The 16,459-nt window shown below is 63.7% G+C and carries 12 protein-coding genes and 1 pseudogene; 3 read left to right on the top strand and 10 right to left on the bottom strand.

All coding sequences use genetic code 11. The features are described from left to right. Positions 1-30: 30 nt before the first annotated feature. The gene (locus tag NE850_RS22185) at positions 31-3,213 is read right to left on the bottom strand and encodes an efflux RND transporter permease subunit (protein ID WP_310699415.1); all 3,183 of its coding nucleotides are present in this window, start codon (positions 3,211-3,213) and stop codon (positions 31-33) included. A gap of 451 nt (positions 3,214-3,664) precedes the next feature. Here NE850_RS22185 and NE850_RS22180 point away from each other — a divergent pair, with 451 nt between their 5' ends. Further along, positions 3,665-3,877, top strand: coding sequence for a hypothetical protein (locus NE850_RS22180; protein WP_007179664.1), 213 nt, complete (start codon positions 3,665-3,667; stop codon positions 3,875-3,877). A 104-nt stretch (positions 3,878-3,981) separates the two neighbouring features. Then, a complete protein-coding gene (locus tag NE850_RS22175; RefSeq protein ID WP_007179663.1) occupies positions 3,982-5,010 on the top strand; it encodes a serine/threonine protein kinase in 1,029 nt (342 codons plus the stop codon). Positions 5,011-5,047: 37 nt separating this feature from the next. Here the strand turns inward: NE850_RS22175 and NE850_RS22170 are convergent, their stop codons facing one another. Continuing rightward, on the bottom strand, positions 5,048-6,949 hold the full coding sequence (locus NE850_RS22170) for a DUF3857 and transglutaminase domain-containing protein (RefSeq protein WP_310699414.1): 1,902 nt from the start codon (positions 6,947-6,949) through the stop codon (positions 5,048-5,050). A 331-nt stretch (positions 6,950-7,280) separates the two neighbouring features. On the opposite strand from NE850_RS22170, the gene NE850_RS22165 reads away from it, so the two are divergent. After that, positions 7,281-8,027, top strand: a complete 747-nt coding sequence (locus NE850_RS22165; protein ID WP_007179661.1) for a PepSY-associated TM helix domain-containing protein — start codon at positions 7,281-7,283, stop codon at positions 8,025-8,027. Between the two features lie 93 nt (positions 8,028-8,120). Here the strand turns inward: NE850_RS22165 and NE850_RS22160 are convergent, their stop codons facing one another. From NE850_RS22160 to NE850_RS22125, 8 genes and pseudogenes are all read right to left on the bottom strand, one after another. Further along, a complete protein-coding gene (locus tag NE850_RS22160; RefSeq protein ID WP_007179660.1) occupies positions 8,121-9,143 on the bottom strand; it encodes an XdhC family protein in 1,023 nt (340 codons plus the stop codon). Then, a complete protein-coding gene (locus NE850_RS22155) occupies positions 9,116-9,724 on the bottom strand; it encodes a CoxG family protein (RefSeq protein WP_007179659.1) in 609 nt (202 codons plus the stop codon). The genes NE850_RS22160 and NE850_RS22155 overlap by 28 nt, the downstream gene beginning before the upstream one ends. Then, entirely contained in the window at positions 9,715-11,094 is a 1,380-nt protein-coding gene (locus NE850_RS22150; RefSeq protein ID WP_310699413.1) for a VWA domain-containing protein, read from the bottom strand. The genes NE850_RS22155 and NE850_RS22150 overlap by 10 nt, the downstream gene beginning before the upstream one ends. A 5-nt stretch (positions 11,095-11,099) precedes the next feature. Next, a complete protein-coding gene (locus NE850_RS22145; protein WP_007179657.1) occupies positions 11,100-11,987 on the bottom strand; it encodes a MoxR family ATPase in 888 nt (295 codons plus the stop codon). A gap of 124 nt (positions 11,988-12,111) precedes the next feature. Then, entirely contained in the window at positions 12,112-12,909 is a 798-nt protein-coding gene (locus NE850_RS22140) for a xanthine dehydrogenase family protein subunit M (protein ID WP_310699412.1), read from the bottom strand. A gap of 22 nt (positions 12,910-12,931) precedes the next feature. Then, positions 12,932-15,313, bottom strand: coding sequence for a xanthine dehydrogenase family protein molybdopterin-binding subunit (locus NE850_RS22135; protein ID WP_007179655.1), 2,382 nt, complete (start codon positions 15,311-15,313; stop codon positions 12,932-12,934). Positions 15,314-15,323: 10 nt separating this feature from the next. Continuing rightward, complete coding sequence (locus tag NE850_RS22130; protein WP_310699411.1) at positions 15,324-15,863, bottom strand: 2Fe-2S iron-sulfur cluster-binding protein; 540 nt, start codon at positions 15,861-15,863, stop codon at positions 15,324-15,326. 264 nt (positions 15,864-16,127) lie between these two features. Further along, positions 16,128-16,349 (bottom strand): annotated as a pseudogene (locus NE850_RS22125) (transposase); the annotation flags it as partial. Between the last annotated feature and the right edge of the window lie 110 nt (positions 16,350-16,459).

Below are 16,459 nucleotides of genomic sequence, written 5' to 3'. Positions count from 1 at the left end.
TTGCCGACACGATCGCCGCGGCGCTGCACATCATGGCTTCTGCACCACGTGCTCGGCTGCACGCAGGCGTCGTGCCGCGAGTCGCCGGTAGATCATCGAAAACACCACCGGCACGAAGATCAGCGTTGCCAGCGTGCCGATCGTCAGACCGCCGATCACCGCGCGCCCGAGCGGCGCATTCTGCTCGCCGCCTTCGCCGAGACCGATCGCCATCGGCACCATGCCGATCACCATCGCGAGCGCTGTCATCAATACCGGACGAAAGCGCGTGAAGCCCGCTTCGATCGCCGCGCGCGCCGCGTCGCCGTGTTCGAGCAACTGCTCGCGCGCAAAGCTGATCACGAGAATCGAGTTGGCGGTGGCAATGCCTATACACATGATCGCACCCGTGAGCGCAGGAATCGACAGCGTGGTGTGCGTGAGAAACAGCATCCATACGATACCGGCGAGCGCGCCCGGCAGCGCGGTGATGATGATGAACGGATCGAGCCACGACTGGAAATTCACCACGATCAGCAGATACACCAACAGAATCGCGAACACCAGACCGGCGAACAGGCCGGAGAACGAATCGTTCATGGTCTGCACCTGGCCGCGCACTTCGATAGTCGAGCTTTTGGGCAGATCGGCCTTGGCGTCGTCGATGATCTTGCGGATGTCGTCGGACACGCCGCCGAGATCGCGGCCGTCGGCGGTGCCGAAAATATCGATGGTGGTCTGCGCGTTGTAGTGGGTGAGCGTGGCGTTGCCTGCTTCGCGCTTCATGGTGGCGAGCGAACCGAGAATATTGCTGCGGCCGTTCGCGTTCAGCGGAATGTTCGCGAGCGATTGCAGTGAATCGATCGTGTATTGCGGGGCTTCCGTGATCACGTTGTAGCTCACGCCGTTGCGCGGATTGAGCCAGAACGTCGGCGTGGTTTGCTGGCTGCCCGATAGCGTGATCAGCAGATTGCTCGCAATGTCGCGTTGCGAGAAGCCGGCTTGCTGCGCACGCGTGCGGTCCACGTCGATAAAGATACGCGGCAGATCGGCGGGCTGCTGGATGCGTGCGTCGACGAGACCGGGCACCGTGCGCAGACGGTTCAGCAACTTCGCGGCGAATGCGCGATTGCCGGCCACTTCACGGCCCACGATCTGAATGTCGATCGGCGACGGCATGCCGAAGTTGAGCGTTTGACTGACGATATCCGCGGGCAGGAAGGCGAACTGCACGCCGGGGAATTCGTCGGTGAGCGTACGCCGCAGCGTGCGCACGTAGTCCGCGCTCGGATGATGGTCGGGATTGAGCGTGATCAGCACGTCGGCGTCCGAGGTGCCGATCGTGCCGGTGTTGCTGTACGAGAGGTTGATACCCGAGACCGGCAAGCCGATGTTGTCGATGATCGAATGCAGCTCGCCCGCCGGTATCAACTGACGGATACGTGTGTCGACGCGATCGGTGACGACCGCGGTCTCCTCCACCCGCATGCCGGTTTTCGCGCGCAGATGCAGCGCGATCGTGCCGGCGTCCACAGCCGGGAAAAAGTCGCGGCCGAGAAACGGCATCAGCAACATCGAGGCGCCGCAGCAAACAAGAAACAGCGTCACGAACAGGCCCGGCCGCGCGACGCGCGCTTCGAGAAACACGCGATAGCGCTCGCGCAAACGCGCGAAGCCGCCTTCGAATGCGTAGTGCGCGCGCATGAACGGATTGCGCGTTTGCGCCGGGGTGTGATGCAGGTCCGCGGGTTTATGGTGATAGCGCAGCAGGTATTTCGCGAGCGTCGGCACGAGCGTGCGCGAGAAGAAATACGACGCCAGCATGGCGAACACCACCGCCTCGGCCAGCGGAATGAACAGATAGTGCGCGACGCCCGTGAGCAGAAACATCGGCACGAAGACGATGCAGATGGACAAGGTCGACACCAGCGTCGGAATCGCAATCTGATGCGCGCCGTCGAGAATCGCCTGTTCGAGCGTCTTGCCCTGTTCGAGTTGATGGCTGATGTTTTCGATCGCCACCGTCGCATCGTCCACCAGAATGCCGACCGCGAGCGCAAGCCCGCCGAGTGTCATGATGTTGATGGTTTCGCCGAGCAGGGAGAGCGCGATGATCGAGGTGATCATCGACAGCGGAATCGACACGGCGATGATCAGCGTGGCGCGCCAGTTGCCGAGGAACAGCAGAATCATCAGGCCGGTCAGGCAGGCAGCGATCAGCGCCTCGCGCAGCACGCCTTGCACGGAAGCGCGCACGAACAGCGACTGGTCGGCAACGGGGTCGATATTCAGAGAGGCGGGCACGAGATTGCGCAACGTCGGCATCAACGTCTTGATGCGATCGACGATTTCGAGCGTGGACGTATTGCCGCTCTTGTTGATGGTCAGGAGCGCCGCGCGCTGGCCGTTCACGCGCACGATATTGGTTTGCGGCTGGAAACCGTCGCGTACATGAGCGACGTCGCGAATATAAACGGTGCCGTTAGCCGTGGATCGGATCGGAATATTGTTCAGGCCTGCCAGCGAATCCGGGCTGCCGTTCATTTCCACCGAGTATTCCGTTGAACCGATTTTGGCGGTACCGGAAGGCAGGATCAGATTCTGTGCGGTGACCGCGTTGACCACGTCCAGCGGCGAAAGATTGCGCTCCTGCAATTTGCGCGAATCGATATCGACCATGATCTGCCGTTGTTTGCCGCCGTACGGCAGCGGCGCGGAAGCGCCCGGCACGGTGGCGAGCTGGGTCTTCAGGAAGTTGTTGCCGAAGTCGTATAGCTCCTGCTCGGTGAGCGACGCGGACGACAGCGCGAGCCGCAGAATCGGCACCGTCGAAGCGTTGTAGCGCAGGATATTCGGCGGCGTGATGCCGGGCGGCAGCGAGCGCAATTGCGTTTGTGACAGCGCGGTGACTTCGGCGAGCGCCTCGTCGATATTCGCGTGCGGCTGGAAAAAGATCTTGATCACCGCGATGCCGTTCAGCGAGGTCGACTCGGTGTGCTCGATATCGTTGACTGCCACCGAGAGCCCGCGCTCGTAATTCAGCACGATGCGTTTTTCCATCTCGTCGGCGGGCAGGCCGTTGTACGACCAGATCACCGAGAGCACTGGAATGTCGATATTGGGGAAGATGTCGGTCGGCGTGCGCAGGATCGTCAAAGGTCCGACGATCAGCAATAGCAGCGCCAGGACGACGAACGTATACGGGCGCCGTAGCGCAAGACGAACGATCCACATGACTAGTTCAACCGCTCAAAGCCGTGCGAAGAGATGTCGCGCGCGTGCCACGCATGCCGGACACAATGCGCGTAACGGCCGCCGCAGCGGCGCGAGCAGGCCGGCCCAGCGGTCGGATCGAGCAAATGGTCTGGTTGGTGCACGTTTTTGATATCTCACCCCGGCAGGGTTTATGATGACCTTATTGCGACGCGTTACGCTCCGAATCATCGGTCCGCCGCGCCGTAATGGGAATAGGGCGAAACGACGGGTAAAGAATGTTGAGTCTGCAGCCTCGAGTTCGCGCTTTCCCCGGCCCCGCAAAACGGGAACAGTGACTCGAACCTCTCACGCGTATCACGCGCAGCAGATTGGGTGCGTACGCAACGTTATCGGCGGAGCGACGCTTTTATCATCACCTTGACCGGCAAGGAAATCATAAAGCCGGCTATGGGAGAAACGGGGAAACATCATGCAAATCGGTTCCATTGTCCGATCGGTGCATATCGCCGTGCCGCAAGGCGCGCGCGGGATCGTCATGCGCATTCTCGGCGACATGGCAATGGTGGCGTGGTATGCCGGCGAGCCCGGCGCTTCGCTGCAACTGAACACTGAACCCTTTTTCCTTGAAGACCTGATCGATACGGGCGAGTTGGTGCGACCGTCGAGCGCGCAGATGCATTGAAGGCCGTTCGAGTGCAAGCCGTGTGCGAGTTGTAAGCCGCGGGTTGCGCCGCGTTGTGCGTTGTCGCCCTCGTCTTTGACGCCGGCGCGGCGCACAATGCGGGCATGAACGACGACATCCTCGATCCACAGGACCGCGCGGACAGCGCTGTGCCTTTCGCCCGGCTCAAGCCGGAAATCGTGCTCGACGCGCTCGACGGCGTGCTCGGCACAGTCGGCGTGCGCACCGACGGCCGCATGCTGCCGCTCAACAGCTACGAGAACCGCGTGTACCAGGTCGGCGTGGAAGATGGTCCGCCGGTGGTCGCGAAGTTCTATCGACCCGAGCGCTGGAGCGACGCCGCGATTCTCGAAGAACATGCTTTCGTTGCCGATCTCGCTTCCCGCGAAATTCCAGCGGTGCCTGCGCTCACTTTCGAAGGCCGCACGCTGCATAGCTTCGACGGCTTTCGCTTCTCGATCTTCGAGCGTCGCGGCGGCCGCGCGCCGGATCTCGACCGGCCCGACACGCTGGAATGGCTCGGGCGTTTCATCGGCCGCATCCATGCGGTTGGTCAGACGCAGAATTACGTCGAACGTCCTACTCTGGATATTCATACCTTCGGCTACGAGCCGCGCGACTTCCTGCTCTCTCACCGTTTTGTGCCGGACGACGTGCGCACCGCATGGGAAACCGTGGTCAATCTCGCGCTCGAAGGCGTGGAACGTGCGTACGAGCGGGCCGGCGATATCCGCATGTTGCGAATGCATGGCGACTGTCATCCGAGCAACGTGTTGTGGACAGACGCAGGGCCGCATTTCGTCGACTTCGACGACAGCCGCATGGGACCGGCGGTGCAGGATTTGTGGCTGTTGCTGCCGGGCGAGCGCGTAGAAGCGTCACGCGCGCTGGCGGATCTGCTCGCCGGTTACGAAGACTTCTGCGACTTCGAGCCGCGCGAACTTTATCTGGTCGAAGCATTGCGCACGCTGCGGCTGATTCACTATCAGGCGTGGCTCGCGCGTCGCTGGGACGACCCGGCGTTTCCCGCAGCGTTTCCGTGGTTCAACACGCAGCGTTACTGGGAAGACCGCATCCTCGAATTACGCGAGCAGATCGGCGCGATGCAGGAAGGGCCGCTCTGGCCCGTTTGAGCGCATCCCCGGCGAAGGCATGCGCTTTCGCCGGCGCTCACGGCGCCTGCGAAGCAACACTCGATGACTCCACTAGCGTCGATCTGACAATCACTTCCGCACGCACGTCGCGCCCGATGGCTTCGATCGCAGGGCGCATCTGCGCGAAGTCGTCGGGTGTGCAGACGTCGCTATCGAAATGCGTGGCGCCGTCGCGCGTCATCGTGACCACGTTGCTGTGCGGATCGAACGTGTACTGCGACTGGAAATCGACAAGGCGGTCCTGGGTCCGCTTCGCCTCCGGCATGTCGAGCACGCGAAAATTGGCGGGCAACTCGATGCGCGCGCGTTCATGCAGCGCCTGGTTGCGACAGATGAACGGCTGCGTGCGCTGTCGCTCGCCAAGCCAGTAACGCGTATCCGCCTCGAAGCCGCCGGCCAGACTCGTCAGCGCCGGAATCGACGCCGCCGCGCCGGGCACCACGAGACTTTCCAGCGTGCCTTTCATCGTGATGGTGAGCGGGCCGTCGGCCACGGTGAGGTCATTCGTGGTGAGCGTAGCGGTGCCGCGCAGGTTGGCGCCGCGCAATTCCGCCTGAATCGAATCCTCGCGCTGTGCGGGTGTTTGCGTGCGTAACATGGCGCGCGTCTGTTCGGCGGAAGCGCCGGCCGCCTCCAGCCGATACGTGAAGCTTGCCGAGCCATCCGGTTCGACCTTGATCGACAGGTCGGTGCTGCGCGTCAGGAGCGCGGTGGCGGGCGTGCGCGAGAGCATACCCTCGCCGACGAGCACGGTCGGCCGGTTCATGTCGGAGGGCGGCAGAAAACCGAATTCGACATTCGATGCGGTCGAATCGGCGTATTGCTGCAAATCCGGCAGCCACGTGATGATGTGATTGATGACGCCGTAACCCGGCACGCTCGGCAGCGTGTAGATCGTGCCGCTGCTGATCAAGGCCGGCTCGTTGCGCACGCCGGCCGCGTCGAGCAACGCGCCGTAAAGCGCGACGTGATCCTTGCAATCGCCGTAGCGGTTCGCGAGGACTGCGCTCGCGCTGTGCGGCACAACCGCGCCGCGTCCGACGTTGATAGCCACGTAGCGCACATTGCGGCGTACCCAGTCGTACAGCGTTTTGGCTTTGTCGCGCGGCGTGTGGTCGCGCGCGGTGAGCTGTTGCGCGAGACGCGTGACGGCGGCATCGTGCGCGCTCGGGTCCGCTGCGGATTCCCGGTAGGTCGCGGCGAACGCGGCATAGTCCGGGAAGGTCGAGACCATCAGCCGGTCGCCATACGACACGTACGCAACCGAGCCGCGCTCCAGGCGGCTGAAATGCGCCTTGTCGTAGCGATATTCGTAGCGCGTGCGGCCGTCGCGCGTTATGGGCTGCGCGACGGTGAAGCCGCGCGCATCGGCATAAAGCGGCTTACCGGCGGGCAGATCGTAGATCAGGCGGAAGTTGTGCGTGGGCGCGAGATCGGGCGGCGTGAAGTCGCTGAATTCGCCCGGCACGATCGGCTGCTTCTGCGTCTTGCGATAGGTGAGATGCACGCGCGCGCCCGGCTCCACGGCGGGAAACACGATCACCTTTTCCTGAATGTCCTGAAACATCGGCGCGTCGAACGAGCGGGCTTCCTGGACGTCGCGGATCTGCTCGGGCTGCACGTCGTGACGTACGCCGTCGGCAGTGATCGTGTAGGCCTCGATGATCTGCACGTCCGCCATGTTGCGGTTGAACCAGACATATTGCTGCGCGACCCGCGCGACGCCTGCTTCGTTGTTCACAAGCAGTGTCATCGAATCGAGCTTCGAATAGGAGCCGTCCGCGTTGACGGTGAAGGTCTGCGTCTCGCCTTCGTTGGTATAGGGATCGTCCAGTCTGGCCGCGACGCCCGCCCCCGCGCCGTGGATGCCGGCAAGCCAGCCGAAGGAGGCAAGACAGACCAGGGAAGAAAGGCGCATGGCAGGCTGGTGTCCGAACTGAACGTTGGCGGGATCGCCAGCTAGAGTCGGGGCGCGCCGCGCCGATGTCAAGCGGATGCCGCGCGTTGTGATTGAGTAAATCGCTTAATTATGTAATGATATCCATTATCAATTGAAAGGCGTCGCCAGCTTTCTGTCACATTCTCCTCCTCTGTGACCGCCAGCCAGCCTCTCAGCCGGACGGCCCGGACCGCAAGCCGGGTTGTCCGGCACTCCCTTTTCGATACTTCCCTCGACCACTGCCGGGTGAGCATGCGCTTTGTCGCCGCGTGACGGCGATGGATCGACTTGCTGCGCCTGGAGCCCGGATTTGAATGCGCCTGACTCGATCGACATCGACATGAAACCCGCCGCCGGTCACGGCACGCAATACACGGCTCACACGCCGGAACGCGGCCAAAATCTGATGGACGACGCCGAACAGGCGGCGCGGCGTCAGCGCTCGCGGCGCGCGAATTTCATCAAGTGGCTGCGCAAGGTGCACGGCTGGGTCGGCCTGTGGGGCGCGGTGCTGGGCTTGCTGTTCGGTGTGACCGGGTTTCTGCTGAACCACCGCGGCGGCCCGCTGAAGGTCTCGTCGGGCGAGCCGCAAGTCGAGCAAATGCAGATTCCCGTTCCGCAACAGCCGCTGCGTTCGCCGATGGAGATGGCGAAGTGGCTCAAAGCCGAGTTGAAAATAGACGGCAAGCCGGGCAGGACGAAGCGCGAGCCGGCACATCCGGTGGCGTGGGGCGATCGCAGCACGATGCAGCCGGAATTCTGGCAGGTCGGCATCATGGGACCGTCGCAGAGCGTGCAGGCCGAATACTGGGTGGGCAACGGCTTCGTCGCGGTGAAACGCACGCAGAACTCGTTTCTTTCGACGATGAACAACCTGCACAAAGGCGTGGGACTGAGCGTCGGCTGGGTGTTGCTGATCGATACGATCGCCGGCAGCATGATTCTGCTTTCGCTGACCGGCGTTCTGCTGTGGACCGAGTTGAACAGGCGCCGCGTGGTGGGCGTCGTGCTGGTGGGCGGGTCGGTGATCGCTGCCGTGGTTTGCGGCTTGATGTGAGCGGATTGTTGCGCCGCGCTGAGTTGCTCTGACTCTGCGGCGCTCTGCGTCGCGGCGGCTGAGAACAGCGCGCCGCGCGCAGGCAGATTTCCGTTAAACGCTACACGCCGTTCCGCCCGAAGCGGCAATTTCCCGCGCAGCCTTGGCGCCTTCGACCTGAAGCAAGGTCGGCAGGGACACACCGTTCTTGGCCGCCGTCACTTCGGCAAGAATCGAAACCGCGATCTCAGGCGGCGTTCTGCTGCCGATATAAATGCCGACCGGTCCATGCAGGCGGCCCAACTCCGTATCGTTCAGATCGAACTCCTTGAGGCGCTCGCGCCGCGCCTGATTGTTCCGTCGCGAACCCAACGCGCCGACGTAAAACGCGGGCGTTTTCAACGCTTCCATCAGCGCGAGATCGTCGAGCTTCGGGTCGTGCGTCAGGGCGATCACCGCGCAGCGCTCGTCGAGCTTCATCTCGATCACCGTGTCGTCGGGCATGGTGCGCACGATCTTCGTGCCGGGAATGTTCCACTCCTCGGTGTATTCCTCGCGCGGATCGCACACAGTGACCTGATAGTCGAGCCCAACCGCGATATGGCACAGATAGCGCGACAACTGCCCCGCGCCGATCACCAGCATGCGGTAGCGCGGGCCGTGAATCGTCAGCAGACGAGCGCCGTCGAAATGCACGCCGTCCGTTGCCTGCGCGTTTTCCAGCCGCGCCGCGCCGGTTGCCATATTCACTTCGCGGGCCACGAGGCGCCCGTTCTCCACCGCGCCGCACAGTTCGGCGATGCCGCTGTGCAGCGTCAGCGGTTCCAGCACCAGCTGGATCGTGCCGCCGCACGGCAGGCCGAAGCGATGCGCTTCTTCCGCGGTGATGCCGTATTTGACCGCTTCGGGCAGCGTCTGCTCGATACCCCGTTGCCGCACGCGGTCGATCAGATCGTCTTCGATGCAGCCGCCCGACACCGAGCCCACCACGAGCCCATCGTCGCGCACTGCGAGCATTGCGCCCTCGGGACGCGGCGACGAGCCCCATGTCTTCACCACCGTTACCAGTAGCGCGCGATGTCCCTCTTCCAGCCAACGTGCGCTGGACTTCAGGACTTCGAGATCCACGCTGTCCATGATTTCTTCCTTTTCGTTGCGTCGCCGCCGGATTCACCGTCCGCAGCGTCAGTCGATGCTGTATTGTGCGGCACCGTTTGATCGGCTGCATTTTCCTTGGCGTCCGGGGCCGCCGCGCCATCACCGTTACCGTCACCCGAGCCGCCCAGCCGGGCGCCGAAGCGCTTGAAGAATTCGCCTGCGATTTTACGCGCCGCGCCGTCGACGAGCCGCGAGCCGATCTGCGCGAGCTTGCCGCCGACCTGCGCATGCGCCGTATAGCTGAGCTTCGTGGCGGCCTCGCCATCGGCTTCGAGCGAAACGTGCGCGTTGCCCTTGGCGAACCCTGCCGCGCCGCCCTGGCCTTCGAACACGATGCTGTACGAGTTGGGCGCCTCGATGTCGATGAGTTGCATGCGTCCCTTGAAACGCGCCTTGACCGGGCCGACCGCGGCGCTCAGTGCCACCAGATAGGCGTTCTCGCCGTCCGGATCGATGCTTTCGCAGCCGGGAATGCAGGCGCGCAGCATTTCCGTGTCGTTCAGCGCGTCCCACGCGGTTTGCTGCGAAACGGGTAGCACATGGGTTTCGGTCAATTCCATGAAGTCGCTCCTACGGCCCTCGCGCCGACGCTGCGAAGAGGCGCGCGCGTGAGTTGCGCGAGGTCGCGGCCGAACGCCGTCAGGCTGTCCAGATTATGAACCGGCCGATGCGCATCGACATACGGCAGGATGGCCTGCACGCCGCGCGCCTTCGGAGAAAAACCGCTGAAACGCAGCAGCGGATTGAGCCACACGATACGGTGAGCGAAGCGGTGCAGACGAGCCATCTCGGCGTCGAGCACGTCGATCGCTTCGTGATCGAGGCCATCAGTGACGAGCAGCACCGTGGCACGTCCGGTGAGCACCCGCCGTGCCCAGCGGCGGTTGAATTCGGCGAGCGCCGCGCCGATCCGCGTGCCGCCGGACCAGTCGGCCACCTGCTCGGTGAGCGTCGCAATCGCCACGTCGGGATCGCGCTCGCGCAGCGCGCGTGTCGCGTTGGTGAGGCGCGTGCCGAACAGAAACACCTGCAGGCGTTCGCGCGACTGCAGCAGCGCATGGCAGAAATACAGCACCGCGCGCGAATAGCTGCTCATCGAGCCGGAAATGTCGAGCAGCAGCACGAGCGGCGGTTTGCGTTCGACCACCGCGCGATACTTCCACACTGTCCAGTCGCCGCCCGCGCGCACGGCGTGGCGGGCACTCGCGCGCAGGTCCGCATGCGTGCCGTGCGAAGCGGCTTTCAGGCGGCGCGTCGGCTCGGTTGCGAGCGGCAGACGCTGGCCGCGAATCAGATGACGCAAGGTGCGCCACTCATCGGCGGAAAGGGTATCGAAATCGCGATGACGCAGGCGTTCTTCCGCGCTGAAGGTGACGTGCGCATGCAGTTCGTGCTGCTCGGTTTCCTGCGGCGCCTTGCTATGCGCTGACGGCGGCGCGCGCACGGCCAGCGCGTCGGCGAGACGGTTGTTGCGTTTGGGCGGCGGCAGGCCGTCGCGAACCTTCGGTAGAAGCAGCGCGCGCAGCTTGCCTTCCCAATCGGGATCGGGCCAGAACAGGTCGAATGCGGCGTTGAACAGATCGCGCTCGTTGGGCGCTGAAACCAGCGACGCCGCGAGCGCGGCGCGCACGTCGTCGCGGCGGCCCAGATCGATCCAGTGCAGCGCGGCGAGCGCATCGACGGCTTGCGCGGGCGACATCGGCAAGCCGGCGCCGCGCAGCAGGCGGACAAAATGGATCACGTTGCGGGCGAGCGTTGGCGTGCCGTCGAGCGAGGTGGCTGCGGTTTTGCCCGATGAGGACGACGCCACGACTCGTTGGCCAGGCTGACCAATGTGTGAGCGGTCGCCAGGAGCGTCGCTATTGCCGGCGTCGAGCCGTGAGCTCTGGCCCGAGGCGCCGTCGTTGCCGGCGTGAATGGAGTTCGTCATGCTGGCTATCCAGGCGCCGCAAGACAGTGCGCGATCTGCGCGGCGTCGACACGCGCCAGATCGTCCTGATATTTGAGCAGCACGCCGAGCGTGTTGTGCACGGATTGCGGGTCGAGCTCCGTCACCGACAAGGCTTCCAGCGCGCGGCACCAGTCGATCGTTTCGGCAATGCCGGGCGCCTTGAACAGATCCATGCCGCGCAGCCGGTGGACGAAATCCACCGCGCGCCGCTGCAATTCCGCCGACGTTTGCGGCGCGCGAGCGGCAACGATCTCCAGCTCGCGATCACGTTCCGGATAGCCAATCCATTGATACAGGCAACGGCGCTTCAACGCGTCGTGCACTTCGCGCGTGCGGTTCGAAGTCATCACGACGAGCGGCGGTTGCTCCGCGCGGACCGTGCCATATTCGGGAATCGATACCTGGAAGTCCGAAAGCAGTTCCAGCAGAAAGGCTTCGAACGGTTCGTCGGCGCGATCTATCTCGTCGATCAGCAACACGCGCCGTGCGCCGGGATGATTTTCATCCGGCATCAGCGCTTGCAGCAGCGGGCGCTTCAGCAGGAATTCGCCGCGATACAAGGTGTCGTTGTCGGGATGCTCGCCGGCGGCTTCGGCAAGACGCAGCGCCATGATCTGGCGCGGATAGTCCCATTCGTAGAGCGCGCTCGCCGTGTCGAGGCCTTCGTAACATTGCAGCCGCAACATCGAGGTGCCGAGCATGCCCGCCGCTGCCTTGGCCAGCTCGGTCTTGCCGACACCCGGCTCGCCTTCGACGAACAGCGGCCGTTCCATGCGCAGCGCGAGATAGAGTGCGGTTGCCAGCTCACGGCTAGCGAAATAGCGCTGGGCGGCGAGTTGGGCGAGGGTGTCGTCGATTGAAGCGGGCTGCATGGTGGTCCTGAATCTGCGCAATGAAGCGAAGCCAATGAGGCGACGCGTCAGTGGCGCCCGTGAGCGAATGCGGCTGAAGTGCCCGCGCGAGCACGGGCACTTCAGCCGCGAACAGCGGGGAAAGCTAAGCGTTCGCCTTCGTCACCGCGCGCGCGGCCAGTACCGGAATCAGATGCGCGCGATATTCGGCGCTCGCGTGCATGTCGGTGTTCAGGTCGGCGGCCGACACCGTCACCGCGCGTGCGGCTTCGGGCGTGAAGTTCGCCGACAACGCGCTTTCCAGTTCCGGCACATGAAACACCGACGCCGCCGCGCCCGTCACCGCGACGCGCACGCCACTCGCAAACTTCGCGACGAACACGCCGACCAACGCGAAGTGCGAAGCGGGATTGCGGAATTTCTCGTACGCCGCGCGCTCGGGCACCGGAAACTCCACGGCGACGATCAACTCGTCGGGCGCCAACGCCGTCTCATACATGCCGACGAAGAAGTCGCTCGACGTAATGCGCCGCCGGTCGGTCACGATAGTCGCGTCCAGCGCCATCGCCGCGGCCGGATAACAGGCGGCCGGGTCGTTGTTGGCAAGCGAGCCGCCGATCGTGCCGAGCGCGCGCACCTGGCGATCGCCGATATGCGCGGCGAGATCCGCGAGCGCCGGCGATACGCGCCGCAGTTCCGCGTGATCCGCGACGTCCGCATGACACACGGCGGCGCCAATCGTCACCGTTTTTCCGTCGACGGTGATCGACTTGAGCGCGGGAATGCGCGTCACGTCGATCAGTTGCGACGGCTGCGCGAGACGCAGCCGCATGGTGGGCAGCAGGCTTTGGCCGCCGGCCAGAAACTTCGCGTCGCTGTCGGTGGTGAGAAGGGCGGCGGCCGCTTTGGGATCCGTCGCGCGTTGATACTCGAATGAATACATGTCGAATGCTCCGCTCAGGATCTCAATGGGCTTGCTTGGCGGCGTGGATCGCGGACCACACGCGATGCGGCGTCGCCGGCATTTGCAGGTCGGTCACGCCGAGCGGCACGAGCGCGTCGAGGATCGCGTTGATCACCGCCGGCGGCGAGCCGATCGCGCCCGCTTCGCCGCAGCCTTTCACACCGAGCGGATTGTGCGTGCACGGCGTGCCCTTCGCGGTTTCGACGGTGAAGTCCGGCAAGTCGGACGCATGCGGCATCGCGTAATCCATATACGAGCCGGACAGCAACTGGCCGCTCTCGTTGTCGTACACGCAGCGCTCCAGCATCGCCTGGCCGATGCCCTGAGCGAGCCCGCCATGCACCTGGCCTTCGACGATCATCGGATTGATCACGTTGCCGAAATCGTCGACCGCGGTGAACTGCTGGATCCGGCACACGCCCGTTTCCGGATCGACTTCGATCTCGCAGATGTACGCGCCGGAAGGATAGGTGAAGTTGGTCGGATCGTAGAACGCGCTTTCTTCGAGGCCGGGTTCGAGCACGTCGAGCGGATAGTTGTGCGGCACGTATGCAGCGAGCGAAATCTCGGCAAACGCCTTGGTGCGATCGGTGCCCGCGACGCGGAATACGCCGTCCTTGAACTCGATGTCTTCCGCCGCGGCTTCGAGCAGGTGGGCGGCGATCTTCTTCGCCTTGGTTTCGATCTTGTCGAGCGCTTTCATGATCGCCGAGCCGCCGACCGCGATCGAGCGCGAGCCATACGTGCCCATGCCGAATGGAATGCGGCCGGTGTCGCCGTGGACGATCTCGACGCTTTCCAGTGAGATGCCGAGCCGGTCGGCCACCACTTGCGCAAAGGTCGTTTCGTGTCCCTGGCCGTGACTATGCGAGCCCGTGAACACGGTGACCGAGCCGGTGGGATGCACGCGAATCTGACCGACTTCGAACAGGCCGGCCCGCGCGCCCAGCGCGCCCGCGATATTCGAAGGTGCGAGACCGCAGGCTTCGATGTAGCACGAATAGCCAAGGCCGCGCAGTTTGCCGTTCTTTTCGGATTCCTGTTTGCGCGCCGCGAAGCCTTTGACGTCCGCGAGTTCGAGCGAGCGGGCGAGGAGGGTATCGTAATCGCCGGTGTCGTAGGTGAGGCCGACCGGCGTCGCGTACGGAAACTCGTGGATGAAATTGCGGCGGCGAATCTCTGCCGGGTCGAGCTTCATCTCACGCGCGGCGGTTTCCACCAGCCGCTCCACCACGTACGTCGCTTCGGGGCGGCCCGCGCCGCGATAGGCATCGACGGGAACGGTGTTGGTGAAGACCGCTTTCACTTCCGCGTAGATCGCGGGCGTGGCGTACTGGCCGGCGAGCAGCGTGGCATACAGAATGGTCGGCACGCTCGACGCGAACGTGGACAGATACGCGCCCATGTTGGCGGTCGTGTGGATGCGCATGCCGAGGAATTTGCCGTCCGCGTCCATGGCCAGTTCGGCCTTGGTCACGTGATCGCGGCCATGCGCGTCCGAGACGAACGCTTCCGAGCGCTCGGCCGTCCACTTGACCGGACGGCGGATTTTCTTCGACGCCCAGGTCAGCGCGACGTCTTCGGCGTACAGGAAAATCTTCGATCCGAAGCCGCCGCCGACGTCCGGCGCGATCACGCGCAGTTTCGATTCTGGCAGCGACAGCACGAATGCCGCCATCAGCAGGCGCTCCACATGCGGATTCTGGTTCGCGACGTAGAGCGTGTAGCTGTCGTCCTGCACCGAATAGCTCGCGTTGACCGCGCGCGGTTCGATCGCATTCGGAATCAGCCGGTTGTTGACGATGTCGAGCGTGGTGACGTGCGCGGCTTTGGCGAAGGCGGCGTCGGTGGCGGCTTTGTCGCCGTGGCCCCAGTTGTAGCAGATGTTGTCGGGCACTTCGTCGTGCACGGCGGGCTGGCCGGCGTCGGCTGCATGCGCGGTGTCCACGACGGCCGGCAGCACGTCGTAGTCGACTTCGATCAATTCGGCGGCGTCTTTGGCGGCCTTGATCGAATCGGCGATCACGAGCGCGACCTGGTCGCCGACGTGACGCACTTTCGTATGCGCGATGACCGGATGCGGCGGCTCGTTCATCGGCTTACCGTCGGTGCTGTGGATCAGCCAGCCGCACGGCAGGCCGCCGACGTTGTCAGCGGCCATGTCCGTGCCGGTGAAGATCGCCACTACGCCGGGCGACTGCTTGGCCGCGGCAGTGTCGATGCTGTTGATCTTCGCGTGCGCGTACGGCGAGCGCAGAAATACCGCGTAGGTTTGCTGGGGCAGGACGATGTCGTCGGTGTACTGGCCATTGCCGGTCAGGAACCGATAGTCTTCCTTACGTTCGACGGAGGCGCCGATCAGGTGAGTTTCGGGTGCGTTCATCGTCGGCTCCTCAGGCGGTGGCCGGTGCGGTGGCCTGCGCGGTGGCATTGTCGGCGGCGTTGGCGGCGGCGTTGGCGGCGGCGGACTTCATGCTTTCGGCGCCTTCGAGCACTGCTTTGACGATGTTGTGATAGCCCGTACAGCGGCACAGATTGCCGTCGAGCTGGGCGCGTACGTCATCGCCGGTGAGATCCGGCTGGCGCTGGACGAGCGAGACCGCGCTCATCACCATGCCGGGCGTACAGAAGCCGCATTGCAGGCCGTGGCAATGTTTGAAGGCTGCCTGCATGGGATGCAGTGTGCCGTCTTTGGCGAGCCCTTCGATGGTGGTGATTTTCGCGCCGTCCGCCTGCACCGCGAGGATGTTGCAGGATTTGATCGCGCGTCCGTTCAGATGGACCGTGCACGCGCCGCATTGGGCCGTATCGCAGCCGATGTGTGTGCCGGTGAGACGCAACTGATCTCGAAGGAACTGGACTAGCAGGGTGCCAGGATCGATTGAGGCGCTGATGGGCGCGCCGTTCACCGTCAGACTGATGCTGATCGCCATGAAGTTGTCTCCTTATGGGGTGAGACCGGACCTTTTGCGGTTGGTGTTTGCCTTCGGCTGCCTGTTTTTTTGCGGTCCGATTGGGGTGTTGCGGGTTTTCTTATAGGGCTGCCGAAAAGTAAAGCACAAATTGGGCTGGGGCGCTATGAGGGGTTTTTTTTTGACTGCTGGGTGGTTGGGTTGTTGGCCTTTCCTTGGGAGTGTCTGAATTTTTGTGTGCAAGGCAGATAAAAGCCTGCCGTCTGGCAGGTCGTCAATTGCATTCTACAAATGAATCCTGGTGAAGCGATCCTCGTAGAGGATCGCGAACTGGTTCATCGCAGCTTTCCAGTCATGCGCCGCGCGGCTCCAGTCAGCCGTGATATTGCGTAAGGCCAGCCACAGCAGTTTGGTCGCCGCCTCGTCCGTCGGGAAGTGGCCACGTGTCTTGACGATCTTGCGTAGCTGGGCATTTACACTTTCAATGGCATTCGTAACCGGCATGATATAGCCGGTGCCTCACGGTCCCGCGCCGTGCATTTCTGGCGTATGGTGTGACCATCCGGGACAAGGGGCACCGGGGAGCACTTCGGGTGGGCAGGCCGTTGTTATACGAT

The sequence above is a fragment of the Paraburkholderia sp. USG1 genome (assembly GCF_031570135.1).
Classification (GTDB): Bacteria; Pseudomonadota; Gammaproteobacteria; order Burkholderiales; family Burkholderiaceae; genus Paraburkholderia; species Paraburkholderia dioscoreae.
The sequence above is the reverse complement of the archived record's forward strand: the minus strand, read 5'-3'. Positions and strand labels throughout refer to the sequence as shown.

What these genes read in the sequence shown, in the direction of transcription:
- NE850_RS22185 (WP_310699415.1), bottom strand. Translation starts at nt 3,213, where the DNA reads ATGTGGATCGTTCGTCTTGCGCTACGGCGCCCGTATACGTTCGTCGTC.
- NE850_RS22180 (WP_007179664.1), top strand. Translation starts at nt 3,665, where the DNA reads ATGCAAATCGGTTCCATTGTCCGATCGGTGCATATCGCCGTGCCGCAA.
- NE850_RS22175 (WP_007179663.1), top strand. Translation starts at nt 3,982, where the DNA reads ATGAACGACGACATCCTCGATCCACAGGACCGCGCGGACAGCGCTGTG.
- NE850_RS22170 (WP_310699414.1), bottom strand. Translation starts at nt 6,949, where the DNA reads ATGCGCCTTTCTTCCCTGGTCTGTCTTGCCTCCTTCGGCTGGCTTGCC.
- NE850_RS22160 (WP_007179660.1), bottom strand. Translation starts at nt 9,143, where the DNA reads ATGGACAGCGTGGATCTCGAAGTCCTGAAGTCCAGCGCACGTTGGCTG.
- NE850_RS22155 (WP_007179659.1), bottom strand. Translation starts at nt 9,724, where the DNA reads ATGGAATTGACCGAAACCCATGTGCTACCCGTTTCGCAGCAAACCGCG.
- NE850_RS22150 (WP_310699413.1), bottom strand. Translation starts at nt 11,094, where the DNA reads ATGACGAACTCCATTCACGCCGGCAACGACGGCGCCTCGGGCCAGAGC.
- NE850_RS22145 (WP_007179657.1), bottom strand. Translation starts at nt 11,987, where the DNA reads ATGCAGCCCGCTTCAATCGACGACACCCTCGCCCAACTCGCCGCCCAG.
- NE850_RS22140 (WP_310699412.1), bottom strand. Translation starts at nt 12,909, where the DNA reads ATGTATTCATTCGAGTATCAACGCGCGACGGATCCCAAAGCGGCCGCC.
- NE850_RS22135 (WP_007179655.1), bottom strand. Translation starts at nt 15,313, where the DNA reads ATGAACGCACCCGAAACTCACCTGATCGGCGCCTCCGTCGAACGTAAG.
- NE850_RS22130 (WP_310699411.1), bottom strand. Translation starts at nt 15,863, where the DNA reads ATGGCGATCAGCATCAGTCTGACGGTGAACGGCGCGCCCATCAGCGCC.